Genomic DNA, 15,554 nt, shown 5'->3' on the forward strand with positions numbered 1-15,554 from the left:
TCACCAGTTGCCGGTTACCGGCTCATAAAACAAAACATGGCTGTATGAAAAGCTTTAGAGATTTAGAAATTTATCGGGAGTCGAAGAGACTGGCTATTGAGGTACATAAACTTTCCATACAACTTCCAAAGTTTGAGTTATACGAAGAAGGGAGTCAAATAAGGAGGTCTTCAAAGGCTGTAACTTCAGCAATAGTCGAAGGATATGGAAGGAGACGATATAAGTCGGACTACATCAAGCATCTAATCTATGCTCAATCAGAGTGTGATGAAACAATCATTCATCTGGATTTTTTATTAGAAACCGAATCACTAAACGATCAGAAGTTATATAAAAAACTGACTGAGGAATACCAGGTTTTGAGTAAGAAGATAAATAAGTTTATTCAATGGGTTGAGAACAACATGGAATAGACTTAAAGTTTAATTTAAACAGGCAACCAGAAACCAGTAACCGGTAACCAATTAAGCATGAACCAACTCCTCCGTTTCACTACAGCCGGCAGCGTTGACGATGGTAAAAGCACATTGATCGGTCGGCTGCTGTACGACAGTAAATCTATTTTTGAGGATCAACTCGAGGCCGTGCAGGCTTCCAGTTCGAAGAAAGGCTTTGATTATGTGGATCTTTCATTGCTTACAGACGGCCTGCGTTCCGAACGCGAACAGGGTATCACCATTGATGTGGCGTACCGCTATTTTGCTACCCCCAAACGAAAATTTATTATTGCCGATACACCCGGGCACACTCAGTACACCCGCAACATGGTAACAGGCGCCTCAACGGCTAACCTGGCCCTTATACTAATTGATGCCCGCAAAGGATTGGTAGAACAAACCTACCGCCATTCGTTTATAGCTTCATTACTGAAAATACCGCACATCATTGTATGTGTAAATAAAATGGATCTGGTGAATTACGATGAGACGGTATTTGACAAAATTGTTCACGACTATAAAGCATTTTCTTCCAAGCTGGAAGTTTCCGATATCCAGTTTGTGCCCATCAGTGCCCTGCATGGCGATAACGTGGTGAACCGGTCGGAGAATATGCATTGGTACCAGGGGGCTACGTTGCTGCACATGCTGGAGACTGTGCACATCGAAAGTGACTATAACCATATTGATGCCCGCTTTCCGGTCCAACAGGTTATCAGGCCGCACACAACCGAACATCAGGATTTCCGCGGCTATGCCGGCCGGGTGGCCGGAGGCATTTTCAGAATTGGCGATGAGGTATTGATTTTGCCTTCGGGCTTTTCGTCACGCGTCAAATCCGTTCAACTGGGTGATCAGCAGCTATCTGAAGCTTTTGCACCGTTGTCGGTGGTAATCGCTCTGGAGGATGAACTGGATATCAGCCGGGGTGATCTCATCTGTAAGCCCAACAATCAACCGCAACTTACGCAGGATGTTGACCTGATGCTGTGTTGGATGAACCAGCGCCCGGTAAATCTTAATTCAAAATTTGTTGTTCGGCACACCACACTGGAGACCAGAGGTGTATTGAAGGAAATTCAGTATAAACTGGATATTAATACCTTGCAGCGGATGGAAGGGGTTGAGCAATTGGTGATGAACGATATAGCCCGGATTAAGATTCGTACAGCAAAAGCTATTGCCTGCGACAGTTACCGGAAAAACCGTATTACGGGAAGTGTTATTTTAGTGGATGAGGGAACCAATGAAACGGTGGCTGCAGGGATGATTGTGTGAGTTGCTTCAGGTTGCCGGTCGCCTGTCGCCTGTCGCTGGTAACCGGAGACCGGAAACATGCAACCTGGATTTACAAAATGAAAGGATTTGAATTATTAAAAGTTGGTATTCATGCAGCCGGATGTGCCTGCAAGGAAATTCTGGAGATATATCATTCAGAAAACTTTAATACCGAACTGAAAGCGGACCGCTCGCCATTAACTATGGCCGACAAGCGGGCGCACTCAACTATTCTTTCTGCGCTGGCCGAAGCCAACATACCGGTGTTGAGTGAGGAGGGAAAGGATGTTCCGTATGAGCTACGCAGAAACTGGGAATACCTTTGGCTGGTTGATCCACTTGATGGCACCAAAGAATTTTTAAAGCGCAATGGTGAGTTTACCGTAAACATTGCTCTTATACATAACCAGCGCCCGGTACTTGGTGTGGTGGCCGTTCCGGTAAGCGGAGATGTGTATTATGCAGCCGAAGGCAACGGAGCTTTTGTAAAGCGAAACGGAAAGGCCATTCAATTGCCAAAGAGGTCACCGGTTAACCTGATGCAACCCGGCATCCGGGTTGTGGCATCGCGGTCGCACCTGAATGATGAGACGAAAGCGTTTATTGATTCATTGAATAACCCCACGCTGGTATCAAAAGGCAGCAGCCTGAAGTTTATGCTGCTGGCCGAAGGCATAGCCGATGTTTATCCGCGGTTTGCCCCCACGATGGAGTGGGATACTGCCGCAGCGCATACTATTGTGCGGGAGGTGGGCCTCTGCGTTCTTCAGAGAGATGCTGAGACGGAACTGGTTTACAATAAACCGGATTTGATAAACCCGCATTTTATTTCTGCTTAGGATACAAACGCCTCACAGAATTTTTCGGGAGTATATACAGGAAGTTCAGTCGCAGCAAATTTTCTGTAATCCCGAATGTTGCGGGTCAGGAAGAAATCTGCTGAGGCTTGTAATGCGGTAAAATACTGTAAACCATCTTCTTTGTCTTTAAAAGAGGATTCTAACGCGCGCAAAATACATGATTTGCCACTCTGAACTATTCCAGTGGCCTGAACAAAATCGATAAGTCTGGATTTTCCATCCTTGAGTTTGTATATGTCGAACGTTAAGTAAATAAGATTAGCAATACTGATCTCAGAAATCAGTAGCTGTACCCGGTGCTGTGCGGCCAGTTTGAGTACATTGACAGATGACTCAAAAAAAGGTTCACGCTTCGAAATGATATCGAAGGCAACATCGGTATCAAGGAACACATCAGGAATACTTGCCGGCAACATGTTTTCTAAGAAGTTCTTTATCCTTCAAAGATTTTACCGGTTTGGCTGCCTTAAGTCTTCGAAGAAGTCGTTCGGCTGCCCGTTGCGGCTCCGATTTTACAGAAGCCTGTCCGGTATCAAAAAAATCTTCAAAAAGCTGGGAGATGGATTTTCCGGTACGCCTGGAATATCGCTTAGCTTGGTCAATAACACTTTTACGAACCGTTAAAGTTAATTTTGTTTTCATACAACACGTGTGGTAATCAAATATACGTGTACCCATAACAAGGAGCAAGACTGGCCGGGTTTTTCGTTCTGAGAATAACCCAAAACATGTACATTTGTGGGGTTTACTGCAAGAATATGGGTAAGAAGCAACGCGTTTTGATTACCGGTGGTGCCGGTTTCCTCGGCTCCCACTTGTGCGACCGGTTTATAAAGGAAGGTTTTCATGTCATCGCTATGGATAACCTGATTACCGGTGACCTGCGAAATATTGAACACCTCTTTAAACATCCCGACTTTGAATTTTACCACCACGATGTCTCCACCTTTGTACACGTGCCGGGCGAACTGCACTACATCCTGCACTTTGCCTCACCGGCCAGCCCCATTGACTACCTGAAAATTCCTATCCAGACGTTAAAAGTGGGTTCGCTCGGAATCCACAACCTGCTGGGTCTGGCGCGGGTAAAAAAATCACGGATACTGATTGCTTCTACCTCCGAAGTGTATGGCGATCCGCTGGTACATCCGCAACCCGAAGAGTACTATGGCAACGTAAACCCGGTTGGCCCCCGCGGGGTGTATGACGAAGCCAAGCGTTTTCAGGAGGCGATGACGATGGCGTACCACACCTTCCACGGATTGGATACCCGCATCGCGCGAATCTTTAATACCTACGGTCCGCGTATGCGATTAAATGATGGCCGGGTATTGCCGGCATTTATAGGGCAGGCCCTGCGGGGAGAAGATCTGACTGTATTTGGCGATGGCTCGCAGACCCGATCGTTCTGTTTTATCGATGACCAGGTTGAAGGATTGTTCCGTCTGCTTATGTCGGACTACCACCTGCCGGTGAACATCGGCAATCCGGAGGAGATCACAATTATGGATTTTGCAACGGAAATTATAAAGCTAACGGGTACACCCCAGAAAATTATCACCAAACCCCTCCCGGTTGACGACCCTAAGCAACGCCAGCCCGATATCAGCAAGGCAAAGGAAATTCTTGGTTGGGAACCCAAAGTATCGCGGGCCGATGGGTTGAGGATTACCTACGAGTTTTTCAAGTCGCTGCCCAAGGAGATTTTGTTTGAGCGGGAGAATAAGAGTTTTGAAAAGTATATAAGGTAATATTTCTCTGCACATCAAATCATTGATTACCTCTCTTTGATGCCCCGAATTAAGGTATATTCCTATATTTGTAGCTCAATTTTTAATAAGACCCTGATGATGAGGATTTTTTGGTGGTTGTTTTGTTCCTCCCTGCTGTTCAGTTCCTGCGTTACCAACAAGAAGTACGTACTCCTGCAAAAAGATGATGTGAATAAAAAGGATTTACCCAAGGATACTGTGGTAAGGACATATGATTTAAAAATGTACGAATACCGTATTCAACCCGAGGACAATCTTTCAGTGAGGTTTGAGAGCCTGACGCCTGAAGAGTTCGATATTTTTAATCGGAGCATTCAAGGTAACACGAATTTCAATCTTACTCAGGGTAATGCCCTCCTGATAGGTGAATTGGTTGACCCGAATGGGGAGATCAGTTATCCGGTTATAGGTAAAGTAAAAGTTGCAGGGTTAACCGTATATGAGGCACAGGATAAATTACAGAAACTGGCCGATGAATATCTCAAGTCTCCCGTTGTAAAAGTGCGACTGATAAATTTTCGTTTTACCATTCTGGGCGAGGTAAAACAGGAGGGTACTGTTACCCTTCCAAATAACCGCGTTAATTATATAGAAGCAATTGGATTGGCTGGGGGGCTTACCGACCTGGCGGATAAACGAAACATTAAACTTATCAGGCAGGTAAATGGAAAAGCAGAAGTACGCTATATTGACCTACTGGATGAAGATTTTGTAAATAGACCGGAGTATTTCGTTTATCAAAATGACATACTTATTGTGCCCTCCCTGAGGCAGCGACCGTACCAGACTTACTTTGGTAAGAATCTTTCATTATTCATATCCTCACTCTCATTGTTTCTTATCACTATAACATTAATTAACTCGATTGATTAATGGCTGAGTCATTTTTAGAACAGGATATCCGTCAGTCCCCTCAAAGCACTACACTTGATTATAAGCGGGTGCTTTACCGGGCACTACAGTTTTGGTACCTAATTGTTTTATCTATTGTAGTAGCTGTTAGTATAGCTTTTTTATACAATCGTTACTCAGTACCTGTTTTTGAGATTAACGCGTCTATTATAATCCGAGAAACTCAGGAGCCCAGTGAAGGTAAATTTCTTTACAACAATCCAATTGTAAGTCCATACAGGAATTACTACAATGAGATTTATATCATTCGTTCTATTCCATTGATTGAACGGGTTATTGATAGTCTTAATTTCGGGGTTCTCTTTTACCGTCAAGGTAAAGTTCTTACCATTGATGCCTATCACCATGTGCCCGTTGAAGCTAAAGTGATTGCAGGTGCAGAAAACGGATCGCACGCTTTTGATCTTACAATTATTAATGAAAGCCAATTTATTCTGTCCGTTGATAATCAGGTTACATATCAATTTGGTGATACAATAACTATTGATAATTTGAAATTTATCATTGTTCGCAAAAATGGCCGTAAACTTGAAACCTATTATAACGATCCCTTTTTGTTAACTATCCACAGTACGTTGGCTGTTTCACGAAGCTATGCATCAAGGCTCGAAGCAAAATGGGCTGAACAAGGTGCTTCTGTAGTAAATCTGCGCATCCTGGGTCAGAACCAACAACGGGAACTTGATTTTATGCGCGAACTTATTTCTGCCTATCAGTACTATGACCTTGAAAAGAAAAATCAAACAGCTACCCGAGCTATACGATTTATTGATCATCAATTATCATCAATTCGCGATTCTTTGCGTTTTTTTGAGATACAGCTCGAAAAGTTTAAAGACAAAAATGTGGTTACTGACCTGGGCACGGAAGCCCTCAGGGTTTTTCAAAAACTTGAACAACTTGAAACCCAAAAAACAGCCATTTTGATAAATGAGAATTACTATAAATACCTTCGTGATTACCTAAGTAAGAGCACAAATCATGATCAAGTAATTCTGCCAACTTCTGTTGGTATACAAGATCCAGTACTTACCAACCTGGTAGCCAGTATGGTTGAATTGCAACTCGAAGTTAAACTTTATGGTGATGTTGACCGTATGCGTAATCCATTTATTGCGGACAAACAGTCCCGGTTGAGCGCCATTAAAAGAGACATTCTGGAATCACTTGCCTCACTAGAGGCAACAGATAAAATCAAATCCGACCAGTTAAACAAGCAGATAAGTGATGCCGAGAAACAACTGGCCTACCTTCCCGCTGCCGAGCGGCAACTGGTTACCATCCAGCGCAACTACACATTGCTTGAAAACCTATATGTTTTTCTGATGCAAAGAAAATCTGAGGCTGAAATATCCAAAGAATCTAACGTGACAGATATTCAGGTAGTAAATGACCCTCAGGTTAGCGGCCCTATTTCGCCTAAAAAAGTTCAGAATTATACAATTGCTTTTGCTGGCGGATTAATTTTGCCGTTTGCATTATTCATACTGTTTGAAATTATGAATACTCGGGTTCAATCGAAAGAAGATATTGAGAAGATTACACACATGCCGTTTATAGGCGGAGTTGGCCATAATACCACTGAAGGTAACCTGATTGTCTACGAGAAGCCAAAGTCTGCTGTGGCCGAATCATTCCGTGCACTCAGGTCCAACATTGGTTATTTTACAGGATACCAGGATAAAAAGATAATCCTCATCACCAGTTCTATCAGTGGTGAAGGCAAAACCTTTACATCCGTTAACCTGGCTACTGTGCTTTCACTTTCCGGAAAAAAAACCGTTATTATAGGTGCCGATATGCGAAAGCCTAGGCTTTATACTGATTTTAAACTAGAGAACAATATCGGTTTAAGCAATTACCTTGCTGGTATAGCCAATTTAAAAGAAATTGTTCAGCCAACACCTATTGAAAACCTGTACTTACTCAGCAGTGGCCCCGTGCCTCCCAATCCGAGTGAATTATTAATGCGCCCTAAACTTGCTGATCTTTTCGGAGGACTTTTAAAGGAGTATGATTATGTGATTATTGATTCCCCTCCCATTAACCTGATTGCCGATGCTTTTGAATTGGCTAAGTATGCGCACCATACTCTCTATGTAGTGCGTCAGAATTACACACCAAAGGAAGCACTAAGGATGGTTGCCGACTATTACGGAGATGGCCGGTTGAGAAATATCAGTGTCGTATTGAATGATATTTTTAAATCAGGGCTAGGATACGGTTACGGATACGGTTATGGTTACGGCTATAGCTATAATTACTATGGATATGGTTATCACAGTAAAGTCCAAGATAATTATTACGAAGATTAAGTGCCCATTGTAAATGGTTACGACCCTGATAAAGCGTCATAAGGAATTTATAAAATTGGTTTATGTCCGTTACCGTAAACCAATTCTGGCCGTTTACCAGACACTTCACCGGTTTGGCAAAAGCCGAAAATGTTATGTTTGCGGAGAGACATTCGGGCGGTTTACCCGATATAAAGGCGGTTCCGCTTTTTTTCCGGAATGGATATCCATGTTGCAAATGGTAGGTAGCGATGTAGATAATTTCGGCTGCCCGTATTGTAATTCTTTTGATCGGGAACGACATTTATTCATGTATTTCGATAATCTTAATTTGTGGCTTCAGATTAAGAACTGCAACGTACTACATTTTGCACCTGAAGCCCATCTTTCTAAACGAATTGAAAGAGAAGGCCCTGCCATGTACATTAAAGCTGATTTGTTTCCTGCAAACGAGTCTATTAGCAAAGAAGATGCTACCGACATTTCGTTTTCAGACAATACGTTTGATATAGTAATTGCCAACCACGTTTTAGAACATATTCCTGATTATGAGAAGGCGTTAAGGGAAATTTGGAGAGTGCTTAAACCGGGAGGTACTGCGATTTTGCAGACCCCTTTTTCAAATGTGCTAAAGAATAATTTTGAAGACGCGGGTATTAATACCCCGACCTTGCGGTCGTATTTTTATGCCCAGCATGATCACGTACGTGTATTTGGTAAAGTTCAGTTATTCAGGTCGATGAAAAAAGCTGGATTCATTTTTCGGATTGCCCACCATAATGACCTGTTTCGTAGTGAAGAGGCCTATTACTATGGGGTAAATGCCTTCGAAGACTTACTGAGGCTTGTAAAGCCGGAAAAATAATTCAGCTACATTCTGATTGTAACTTGGAATTATGAATATTGATCAGTTTCTTGTTAAAGTTAAATCAGCAATTCAGAAAAATCTGGAAGGTGTAATTGCGCTAAGAGACCGAAGATCGCTTAAAGATGATTTAAGTTATGTTACCGATGGCGATTTATTTGTTCAATCTCTTATTCTAGATATTCTAAAGGAGGAATCAAAGGTAACGATTGTAACAGAGGAAAGTCAAGCAGAGGTAAGCCACAAAGAGGAGGAGGGGTTTATTGTTGTAATTGATCCAATTGATGGAACAGAAAATTTTACCTCAGGATTAGCCGAATGGGGGGTTTCGATTGCCTGCTTTTTGGATTACCAGCATGTCGGCTCACTTCTTGGTTGCCCTGAGTTGAACCTTTGGCTTAAGACGGGTGATAACGTTGAAAGGTTTAACTCCAGAATCCGGGGTTTATCTAGCTCCTTAACATTGGACGAACTTGTTAAAGCAACACAGGGTCACGAGTACAGAATCTTGGGTTGTTGCGTTTACAACATGATCAATGTAATTCGCGGATCGTTTTTATCTTTCGAAAATCCAAAAGGCGCAAATAGCTGGGATATCTTGGCAGGACTTAATTTAGCGTTAGAGAATAATTTAATAGTAGAAGTTGATGACAAGCCGTATACTGGAGAATATCTTCAGGCAAATAGAAAGTACCGATTCCGCGTGGAGCACCGATAATGTATTCATTATCGGTAAAGGCCCAAGCATAGATGAACTGGAAGGTTTTGAACTACCACCCGGTTTAGTTATTAATATTAACGATTCTGAAAAGATCATTCAGGGGCATATTGGAGTTTTTAGCGCTAACTGGGTTCGTCACAGCCTAAAAGAACACGGGTTTAAATGTTGTTATTACCTTGCAGGAAAACCACTACCTGTTCAGGTTCCGCATGATTTGGTTTTACCTATCCCGCTTGAAATTGATTCGGAAGAATTGATTCTTTATCGTTTTGGAATGGAGGAGTATTATGATGAAGGATTTGTTTTGCTTAATGCCCTTAAAATATGCCGGCAACTCTCCAGTCACTTTAAGAAGAAATTGAATATTTACCTGCTAGGATTTGATTTCTCAACAGCTAAAGGTGAAGTTAGTAAAAACCTTGGAGTTGATTATGCGAAAGAATCAGAGCCCGACAGGGAATTGGTAGTTCATTCGCAAGAATATGATTACCTGCAATTGGTGAAGTTCTTTCAGGATAATCCGGTACTTCATCTTTTACATGTGGGCAATAAGGAATATAGTAAATTGACAACTTCCCAGTTCAAAGAAAAATTCTCCTCGAGAATTGCAATACCTGCAAAAGCAGAAACTGAGCCGAAGCGAGTACCCGAGAATACCGTATTGATTGTGGCTGAACTAACCAATAATCACCTAGGTGATACCCAGCGATTAGTGGAAATGGTTGAACGGGCAAAGGAGGCCGGGGCCGACTTGATAAAAATTCAGAAACGTGATGTGGATACATTTTATTCGGCTGAGAAATTAAGCAGTTATTATTGGTCTCCTTTTGGTAAAACTCTGGGCGATTATCGGAAAGGAGTTGAACTGGATGAAGAAAAATTAGAAATTCTAGATAAGACCTGTCGGTCATTGAAGATTGACTGGTTCTGTTCGGTACTCGATTTTCCTTCATTTGAAATAATCAGGAAGTTTAACCCTAAGTTGATAAAAATACCCTCAACAATATCCAATCATCATGAATTTCACCAACAAGTTGCCCGTGCTTATAATGGACCCATCGTAATATCGACAGGGTATACCGATCAGCGGTATGAGGATTATGTGCTAGAAACTTTTGCAGGTAATGAAAAAATTTACTTGCTTCATTGCGTTTCAGCATACCCAACCCCTCTTCACGATTGTAACGTTTCAGTTGTTAGGCACTATGCGGAGCTGGCCAAAAAGTACCCATCACTTATTCCTGGGTATTCAAGTCACGATATTGGATCGTTTGGTTCTATGCTCGCTGTGGCCAGTGGAGCAAAAATGATTGAAAAGCACGTAAAACTGGGAGATGTGAACTGGGTGCACTTTGATAAAGTAGCCCTTGATTTGAAAACGGATACCTTTAAAAAGTTTGTTAAAGACATCCGAAGCACTGAACTGGCGCTTGGCTCACCTGTTAAGAGGGTGCTTCCTTCCGAACATCATAAATATGAGGTGGTAAATCCTAAAAGGGTTTAAAATGAAACGAAAAATTAAGGCATTGATTCCGGTGCGTTCAGGCTCGTTGCGTGTTGAAAATAAAAATATCAGGCCTTTTTGCGGAAGTACCTTGCTTGAAATCAGGGTAAGGCAATTGCTGTCTTTATCGTTTTTGGATGGCGTTGTTGTAAGTTCAAACGATTCAGAAATGCTCCGAATTGCCCGCTCAATGGGGGCAGAAACGCATCAACGTGATCCCTATTTCGCATCGAATACGGTGTCAATGAGTGAAGTGTACGAGAACATGGCATCAGCCATGCAGTGCGATGATATACTTTACGCACTGGTTACTACACCACTGGTTAGATCCGAATCTTTTAATAAGGCGTTTGAGCTGTACCATACATTGCCGAAAGAGTATGATTCAATTACCACCGTAGCTGATGTGAAGGAGTTCCTTATATTGAACGGTAAACCCTTTAATTATGATGGAAAAAAAATACCTCGTTCTCAGGACTTGCCTGATATTATGAAGCTTACATTTTGTATTTCTATCTTGCCCAGGGATATAATGATTGAGAAAAAAAGTTGTTTAGGCAAAAGTCCGTATTTCTTCCGTTTGCCGCAGGAAGAATCCATTGATATTGACACGCCTTTTGATTTTAAAGTGGCCGAATTACTTTACGGCCATTTTTTCATTAATAATCAGTGAATAGATCGAATATGCTGAAGCAATTCGTTAACAGTTTGTTTGGTTTTTTCGGATTGAAACTTTCCCGGCTTAATCGTGCACGCAAGTATCTGCCTAAACCAACAATTGACAATGTGGAGATTGTAGCCTGCTTATTGGCACTTACTGATAAAGAGATCACCCTTGTTCAGGTAGGTGCTTGTGATGGTGTTACCAGCGATTCTGTTTATCCTTATTTAAAATCAGGGAGAATTCGTGGATACCTCATAGAACCGTCAACTGTGAATTTCGAAAAACTTGAGATATTTTATAAGGGCATAAAGAATGTAACATTGATAAAGGCGGCTGTAGCCGAAAGTAACGAAAACAGGTTACTTTATACCATTAAAGATGAAGGGCGATGGCAAAACAATGGATGGGCCCGTCAGTTAGCATCCTTTTATAAGGACCATCTCTTAAAACATGGTATTCATGAGAATGAAATTCAGGCTGAAAGTACCACTTGTCTCACATTGAAATCAGTTATCGAGATTTATGGAATTGACACTTTAGATATTTTGCTTATTGATACTGAAGGATATGATGGCGAGATTGTTAAAATGGCCCTGGAGAGTGGATTAAATCCGCCCTTCATTGCATTTGAAAATGCACAACTTGTGCAAAATTATTCGCAGGAACAATTAGACTCATTGTATAACATACTTGCATCATGCAAGTATGTTTGGACGCATGATCGCATTAATACTCTGGCCATCCGGAAAGATTTTTTAAAGGGGTAAATGTGAAAAGTTGTATAATGGATTTTATTATTAAACTTTTCCGTTTTGTTTATGGCCTTTTGCTTTTTTCTATTTTTAGGCGCACAATTAACCTGGAAAGGCTGTTACTTGGTAAGCGAGTTGCCATTATTGGAGCTGCAAACTCAGCCTTCCACACAGGTAAAGGTGAATACATTGATGGTTTTGATGTAGTAATCAGAGTGAATAAGGCTCCCTTATTGTTAAAACAAGGTGAATGGAAAGAGGATATCGGCACAAAAGCGGACATTTTGTTCCATAGCTTTTACGAAAATGAGAGAAGCGGTGGCGGGCCGTTAAACCTTGCGCTTTATGATTCACTAAATATCCGATACTTGATAAATCCAATTTCAGAATTCAGTGGTTATCGGGTGATCTTTAATTTTTATAAAAAGTATTTATTGACCAGAACTGTTTTCACATTGCCCAGGAAACTATTTAAGAAAATAAAATCTGATTTGGGTACATATAAGCCTACTATTGGGTTTTGCGCCCTTTACGCGGTACTTCATACCAATTTTTCCGAATTGTATATTACAGGCTTTACATTCTTTAGAACTGCTTTCGGAGAAGGATATAGAAATGAAATGAGAGAGCCTGGCCAGGTCAGAGAATTTATAAAATCAGCAGGTTTACATGATCCCGAACTTGAACTTGCGGTATTCAGCGCGCTTTTGCATAAAAATAGAAAAAAGCGAATTGTGCTTGATAGTAGTCTATCTGAAATCGTGAAATCAGCAGAATAATTTTGTGATTAAAACTTCAATTTTTATAGTTCCACGTCTAAGCACAGCATGGCAGGGTAACGAAGCCGGCTGGATTACTTCATCAGGTTGGGCAAGTGCCGGTGAACAGTTATGGGGAGAGGCTTTGGTTGCTACGGTAGATGGAATTTTTAATCCTGCTGAAGCAAGACTGTTTCCCAGGCCCGTTAGCTCCTCATTGAACAAGGAGAATTATTCATTAATCAGAAAGTCCATTCCTGAATTTCTCATTACTGCATACAAGGACTGGCGTCTTTATCAATCCAAAAAAGGAGCTTGGCCAATTGAGAACGGAACAGTTTTATACAATAAGAAGGTTGTTTTGGTTTGGGAGCGCCATGATTTATTCCATGGGCCTGGAAGAAGTTTAGCTGATAAATTTAAGGCTCCTTTAGTTGTATCGGTTGAGGCACCTGTGGTTTGGGAGGCTGAAAAATGGGGTGTTAACAGACCGGGCTGGGGTAAGTGGCTGGAAACCAAGTTTGAGGCAAAATCATTAAAGAATGCTGACTTGGTTTCCTGTGTTTCGGATGAGGTAAAGCAAAAAGTAATTCAACTTGGCGTTTCTTCTAATAAAGTTATTGTATCTCCCAATCGGGTAGATGGCAGTCTGTTTCATCCACAGGTGGATGGCAGTTTAATTGCTCAAAAGTTTAACCTCACAAACAAGCGTGTAATCGGGTGGACCGGAAGTTTCCGACCTTTTCATGGATTAGACACAGTAGTTAAGGCTTTTAAAATGGTTAATAACCGCTATAACGACACTGTGTTGATTCTTGTTGGTTCAGGGCAGGAGCATTCACGAGTTCAAAAATTGGTGTGTCGGCTGGGATTAGTTGACTCTGTAATCTTTACAGGTAGACAACCTTTTACGGTTATCCCTCAAATAGTAAGTAATTTTTATATCTCCATCGTTAGTGCGTCTTCTGCTGAAGGATTTCATTACTCCCCTTTAAAATTAAGAGAGTACCAGGCGGTAGGCAGTGCTGTTATTGCTCCGAAGGCTGGAAACCTTACCGAGTTATTTAGCGAGGGTCGTGATTTGCTTTTTTATAATGCCGGAGATGAGAATGACCTTGCTGAAAAGATTTTTTTGTTATTAGAGAACAAGACACTTCACAATTCGCTTGTTAAGAGAGGCACCCAGTTGATTGAAGAAGACGGTACTTGGTTGCATGAATTAAAAAGAGTAGCAAAATTACTCAACATTGAACAATGAGTCAGTTGAGGCAGAAAGCAACACAGTCTTTCCTTTGGGATATGCTCTCTATTTTTGCAAAACAGGGGGTTTCCTTCATAGTTTCTGTTTTTCTTGCCAGACTTCTGCTTCCGGCTGAGTTTGGGTTGGCAGCCATGGCGCTTGTGTTCATAACCATCTCCCAGGTTTTTGCTGATTTTGGCCTGGCTTCTGCGCTTGTTCAGAATAAGGAAAACACCTCTCTAACTTATTCTTCAGTGTTTTACTTTAATCTGATTATTGGTCTTCTTCTGTTTGTATTTTTTTGGTTGCTGGCACCCTTCATCGCTGCATTTTATGATGATGCCCGAATCACCATGCTGGTTAGGTACCTGTCGCTCGGATTTATAATTAATGGTTTTAACTTGGTGCAGCAAACCATTCTGCGTAGAAACCTGGAGTTTAAAAAAATTACTTTACGAGCATTTGTAGCTCAATTTATTAGTGGAAGTCTCGCAATAGTTCTTGCTTACCGGGGTTGGGGCGTGTATGCACTGGTGGTACAAAATTTAACGGGGGCGGCAATTGGTACAGCCCTGCTTTGGCAGGTTACCGAATGGAAACCAAAATTAGAGTTTTCATGGCCCGAAATAAAAAAGCTAAGTGGCTTCAGTACATATGTTTTTCTTAACCATGTAACCACTAAGCTTGCATCGCAACTTGATACGCTTGTAGTGGGTAAAGTATTTAGTGCAGCTACTCTGGGTTTTTACAGCCGGGCCACTTCACTTAATTCGTTGGTTACCACGTTTTCTTCAACCAGCATCAGTCGGGTGTCATTTCCGGTATTAAGCAGGCTTCAGGATGATCCGCTGCGGTTTACCGGTGTTTATTTTAAACTATTAGAGTTTGTTGCGTTCGTATCGTTTGGGCTGAGTGGTGCCCTTATTTTTGCCGGTGGTGATCTGATAACCATATTGTTTGGTCGTAATTGGGAACCTTCCGTTATTATCTTCCAGGTATTGGTGTTAAAGTCCTTTACCTATCCTGTCAGTTTATTGATAGTAAGCGCATTTTGGGCCGCTGGCAAAGCAAAAGAAAGTTTTTGGTTTGGTAATGCAGGCAAAACCATCGGTTTACTACCTCTGGTGGTGGCGATTGTATGGGGCTTTACACCATTTTTGTACTCGGTAGTTGTGGCGTCCATTTTAAGTTGGCTATTTTCCAACTGGTCGGTTACGTACTCTTTCCGAATATCCTTTATCCGGCAGTGTAAAATTATCGGTTTATATTTCCTGCTGTTTGCTAGTATCAGTCTTTTCATCTTTATGATTGTGGATTACGTTTTATCTCCGTTTGCGTTTCCGCTTTCTGGTATTCTTACAGGCGGTATATTTGCCGCTATTTATATTAGTGTAAATTTTGCCCTCAAAACCGCGGGTCACCAAACAACAATGGAGTATTTATTACCGGTTTTAAAGCAGGCAGGTAATCGGTTATTTTTTATTAACAAACGGTAAG

16 protein-coding genes are annotated in these 15,554 nt (G+C 41.6%); 14 read left to right on the forward strand and 2 right to left on the reverse strand.

Annotation, left to right across the window (positions count from 1 at the left end; genetic code table 11):
- The first annotated feature begins 44 nt into the window (after window positions 1-44).
- The 3 genes from HRU69_10300 (at window position 45) to cysQ (ending at window position 2,554) form a co-directional block, all read left to right on the forward strand.
- Window positions 45-413 carry a four helix bundle protein gene (locus HRU69_10300; protein QOI97848.1) on the forward strand — a complete coding sequence of 123 codons (369 nt, stop codon included), beginning with the start codon at window positions 45-47 and terminating at the stop codon, window positions 411-413.
- Between the two features lie 57 nt (window positions 414-470).
- On the forward strand, window positions 471-1,715 hold the full coding sequence (locus HRU69_10305; GenBank protein ID QOI97849.1) for a GTP-binding protein: 1,245 nt from the start codon (window positions 471-473) through the stop codon (window positions 1,713-1,715).
- A gap of 77 nt (window positions 1,716-1,792) precedes the next feature.
- Window positions 1,793-2,554, forward strand: coding sequence for a 3'(2'),5'-bisphosphate nucleotidase CysQ (gene cysQ / locus HRU69_10310; protein ID QOI97850.1), 762 nt, complete (start codon window positions 1,793-1,795; stop codon window positions 2,552-2,554).
- Here the strand turns inward: cysQ and HRU69_10315 are convergent.
- Together HRU69_10315 and HRU69_10320 are read right to left on the reverse strand one after the other, a co-directional pair.
- On the reverse strand, window positions 2,551-2,991 hold the full coding sequence (locus HRU69_10315) for a PIN domain-containing protein (protein QOI97851.1): 441 nt from the start codon (window positions 2,989-2,991) through the stop codon (window positions 2,551-2,553). The genes cysQ and HRU69_10315 overlap by 4 nt on opposite strands.
- Window positions 2,969-3,217, reverse strand: a complete 249-nt coding sequence (locus tag HRU69_10320; protein QOI97852.1) for a hypothetical protein — start codon at window positions 3,215-3,217, stop codon at window positions 2,969-2,971. The genes HRU69_10315 and HRU69_10320 overlap by 23 nt, the downstream gene beginning before the upstream one ends.
- Before the next feature lie 116 nt (window positions 3,218-3,333).
- Between HRU69_10320 and HRU69_10325 the strand changes: the two genes are divergently transcribed.
- The 11 genes from HRU69_10325 (at window position 3,334) to HRU69_10375 (ending at window position 15,553) form a co-directional block, all read left to right on the forward strand.
- Window positions 3,334-4,326, forward strand: a complete 993-nt coding sequence (locus tag HRU69_10325) for an SDR family oxidoreductase (GenBank protein ID QOI97853.1) — start codon at window positions 3,334-3,336, stop codon at window positions 4,324-4,326.
- A gap of 96 nt (window positions 4,327-4,422) precedes the next feature.
- On the forward strand, window positions 4,423-5,220 hold the full coding sequence (locus tag HRU69_10330; GenBank protein QOI97854.1) for a polysaccharide export protein: 798 nt from the start codon (window positions 4,423-4,425) through the stop codon (window positions 5,218-5,220).
- Window positions 5,220-7,574 (forward strand): polysaccharide biosynthesis tyrosine autokinase, encoded by a 2,355-nt coding sequence (locus HRU69_10335; protein ID QOI97855.1) that lies wholly within the window; start codon window positions 5,220-5,222, stop codon window positions 7,572-7,574. Before HRU69_10330 ends, HRU69_10335 begins: the two co-directional genes overlap by 1 nt.
- A gap of 13 nt (window positions 7,575-7,587) precedes the next feature.
- Window positions 7,588-8,418: a methyltransferase domain-containing protein gene (locus HRU69_10340; GenBank protein ID QOI97856.1), complete on the forward strand. Its 831-nt coding sequence runs from the start codon at window positions 7,588-7,590 to the stop codon at window positions 8,416-8,418.
- 31 nt (window positions 8,419-8,449) lie between these two features.
- Complete coding sequence (locus HRU69_10345) at window positions 8,450-9,136, forward strand: inositol monophosphatase (protein QOI97857.1); 687 nt, start codon at window positions 8,450-8,452, stop codon at window positions 9,134-9,136.
- Window positions 9,066-10,643 (forward strand): N-acetylneuraminate synthase family protein, encoded by a 1,578-nt coding sequence (locus HRU69_10350; protein QOI97858.1) that lies wholly within the window; start codon window positions 9,066-9,068, stop codon window positions 10,641-10,643. Before HRU69_10345 ends, HRU69_10350 begins: the two co-directional genes overlap by 71 nt.
- 1 nt (window position 10,644) lies before the next feature.
- Window positions 10,645-11,316, forward strand: a complete 672-nt coding sequence (locus tag HRU69_10355) for an acylneuraminate cytidylyltransferase family protein (protein ID QOI97859.1) — start codon at window positions 10,645-10,647, stop codon at window positions 11,314-11,316.
- Between the two features lie 11 nt (window positions 11,317-11,327).
- A complete protein-coding gene (locus tag HRU69_10360; GenBank protein ID QOI97860.1) occupies window positions 11,328-12,074 on the forward strand; it encodes an FkbM family methyltransferase in 747 nt (248 codons plus the stop codon).
- Window positions 12,075-12,091: 17 nt separating this feature from the next.
- The gene (locus tag HRU69_10365) at window positions 12,092-12,838 is read left to right on the forward strand and encodes a glycosyltransferase family 29 protein (GenBank protein ID QOI97861.1); all 747 of its coding nucleotides are present in this window, start codon (window positions 12,092-12,094) and stop codon (window positions 12,836-12,838) included.
- Window positions 12,839-12,842: 4 nt separating this feature from the next.
- Window positions 12,843-14,075 (forward strand): glycosyltransferase family 4 protein, encoded by a 1,233-nt coding sequence (locus HRU69_10370; GenBank protein QOI97862.1) that lies wholly within the window; start codon window positions 12,843-12,845, stop codon window positions 14,073-14,075.
- Window positions 14,072-15,553: a lipopolysaccharide biosynthesis protein gene (locus HRU69_10375; GenBank protein ID QOI97863.1), complete on the forward strand. Its 1,482-nt coding sequence runs from the start codon at window positions 14,072-14,074 to the stop codon at window positions 15,551-15,553. Before HRU69_10370 ends, HRU69_10375 begins: the two co-directional genes overlap by 4 nt.
- Window position 15,554: the final 1 nt, after the last annotated feature.

The organism is Flammeovirgaceae bacterium (assembly GCA_015180985.1).
Taxonomy (GTDB): Bacteria; Bacteroidota; Bacteroidia; order Cytophagales; family Cyclobacteriaceae; genus UBA2336.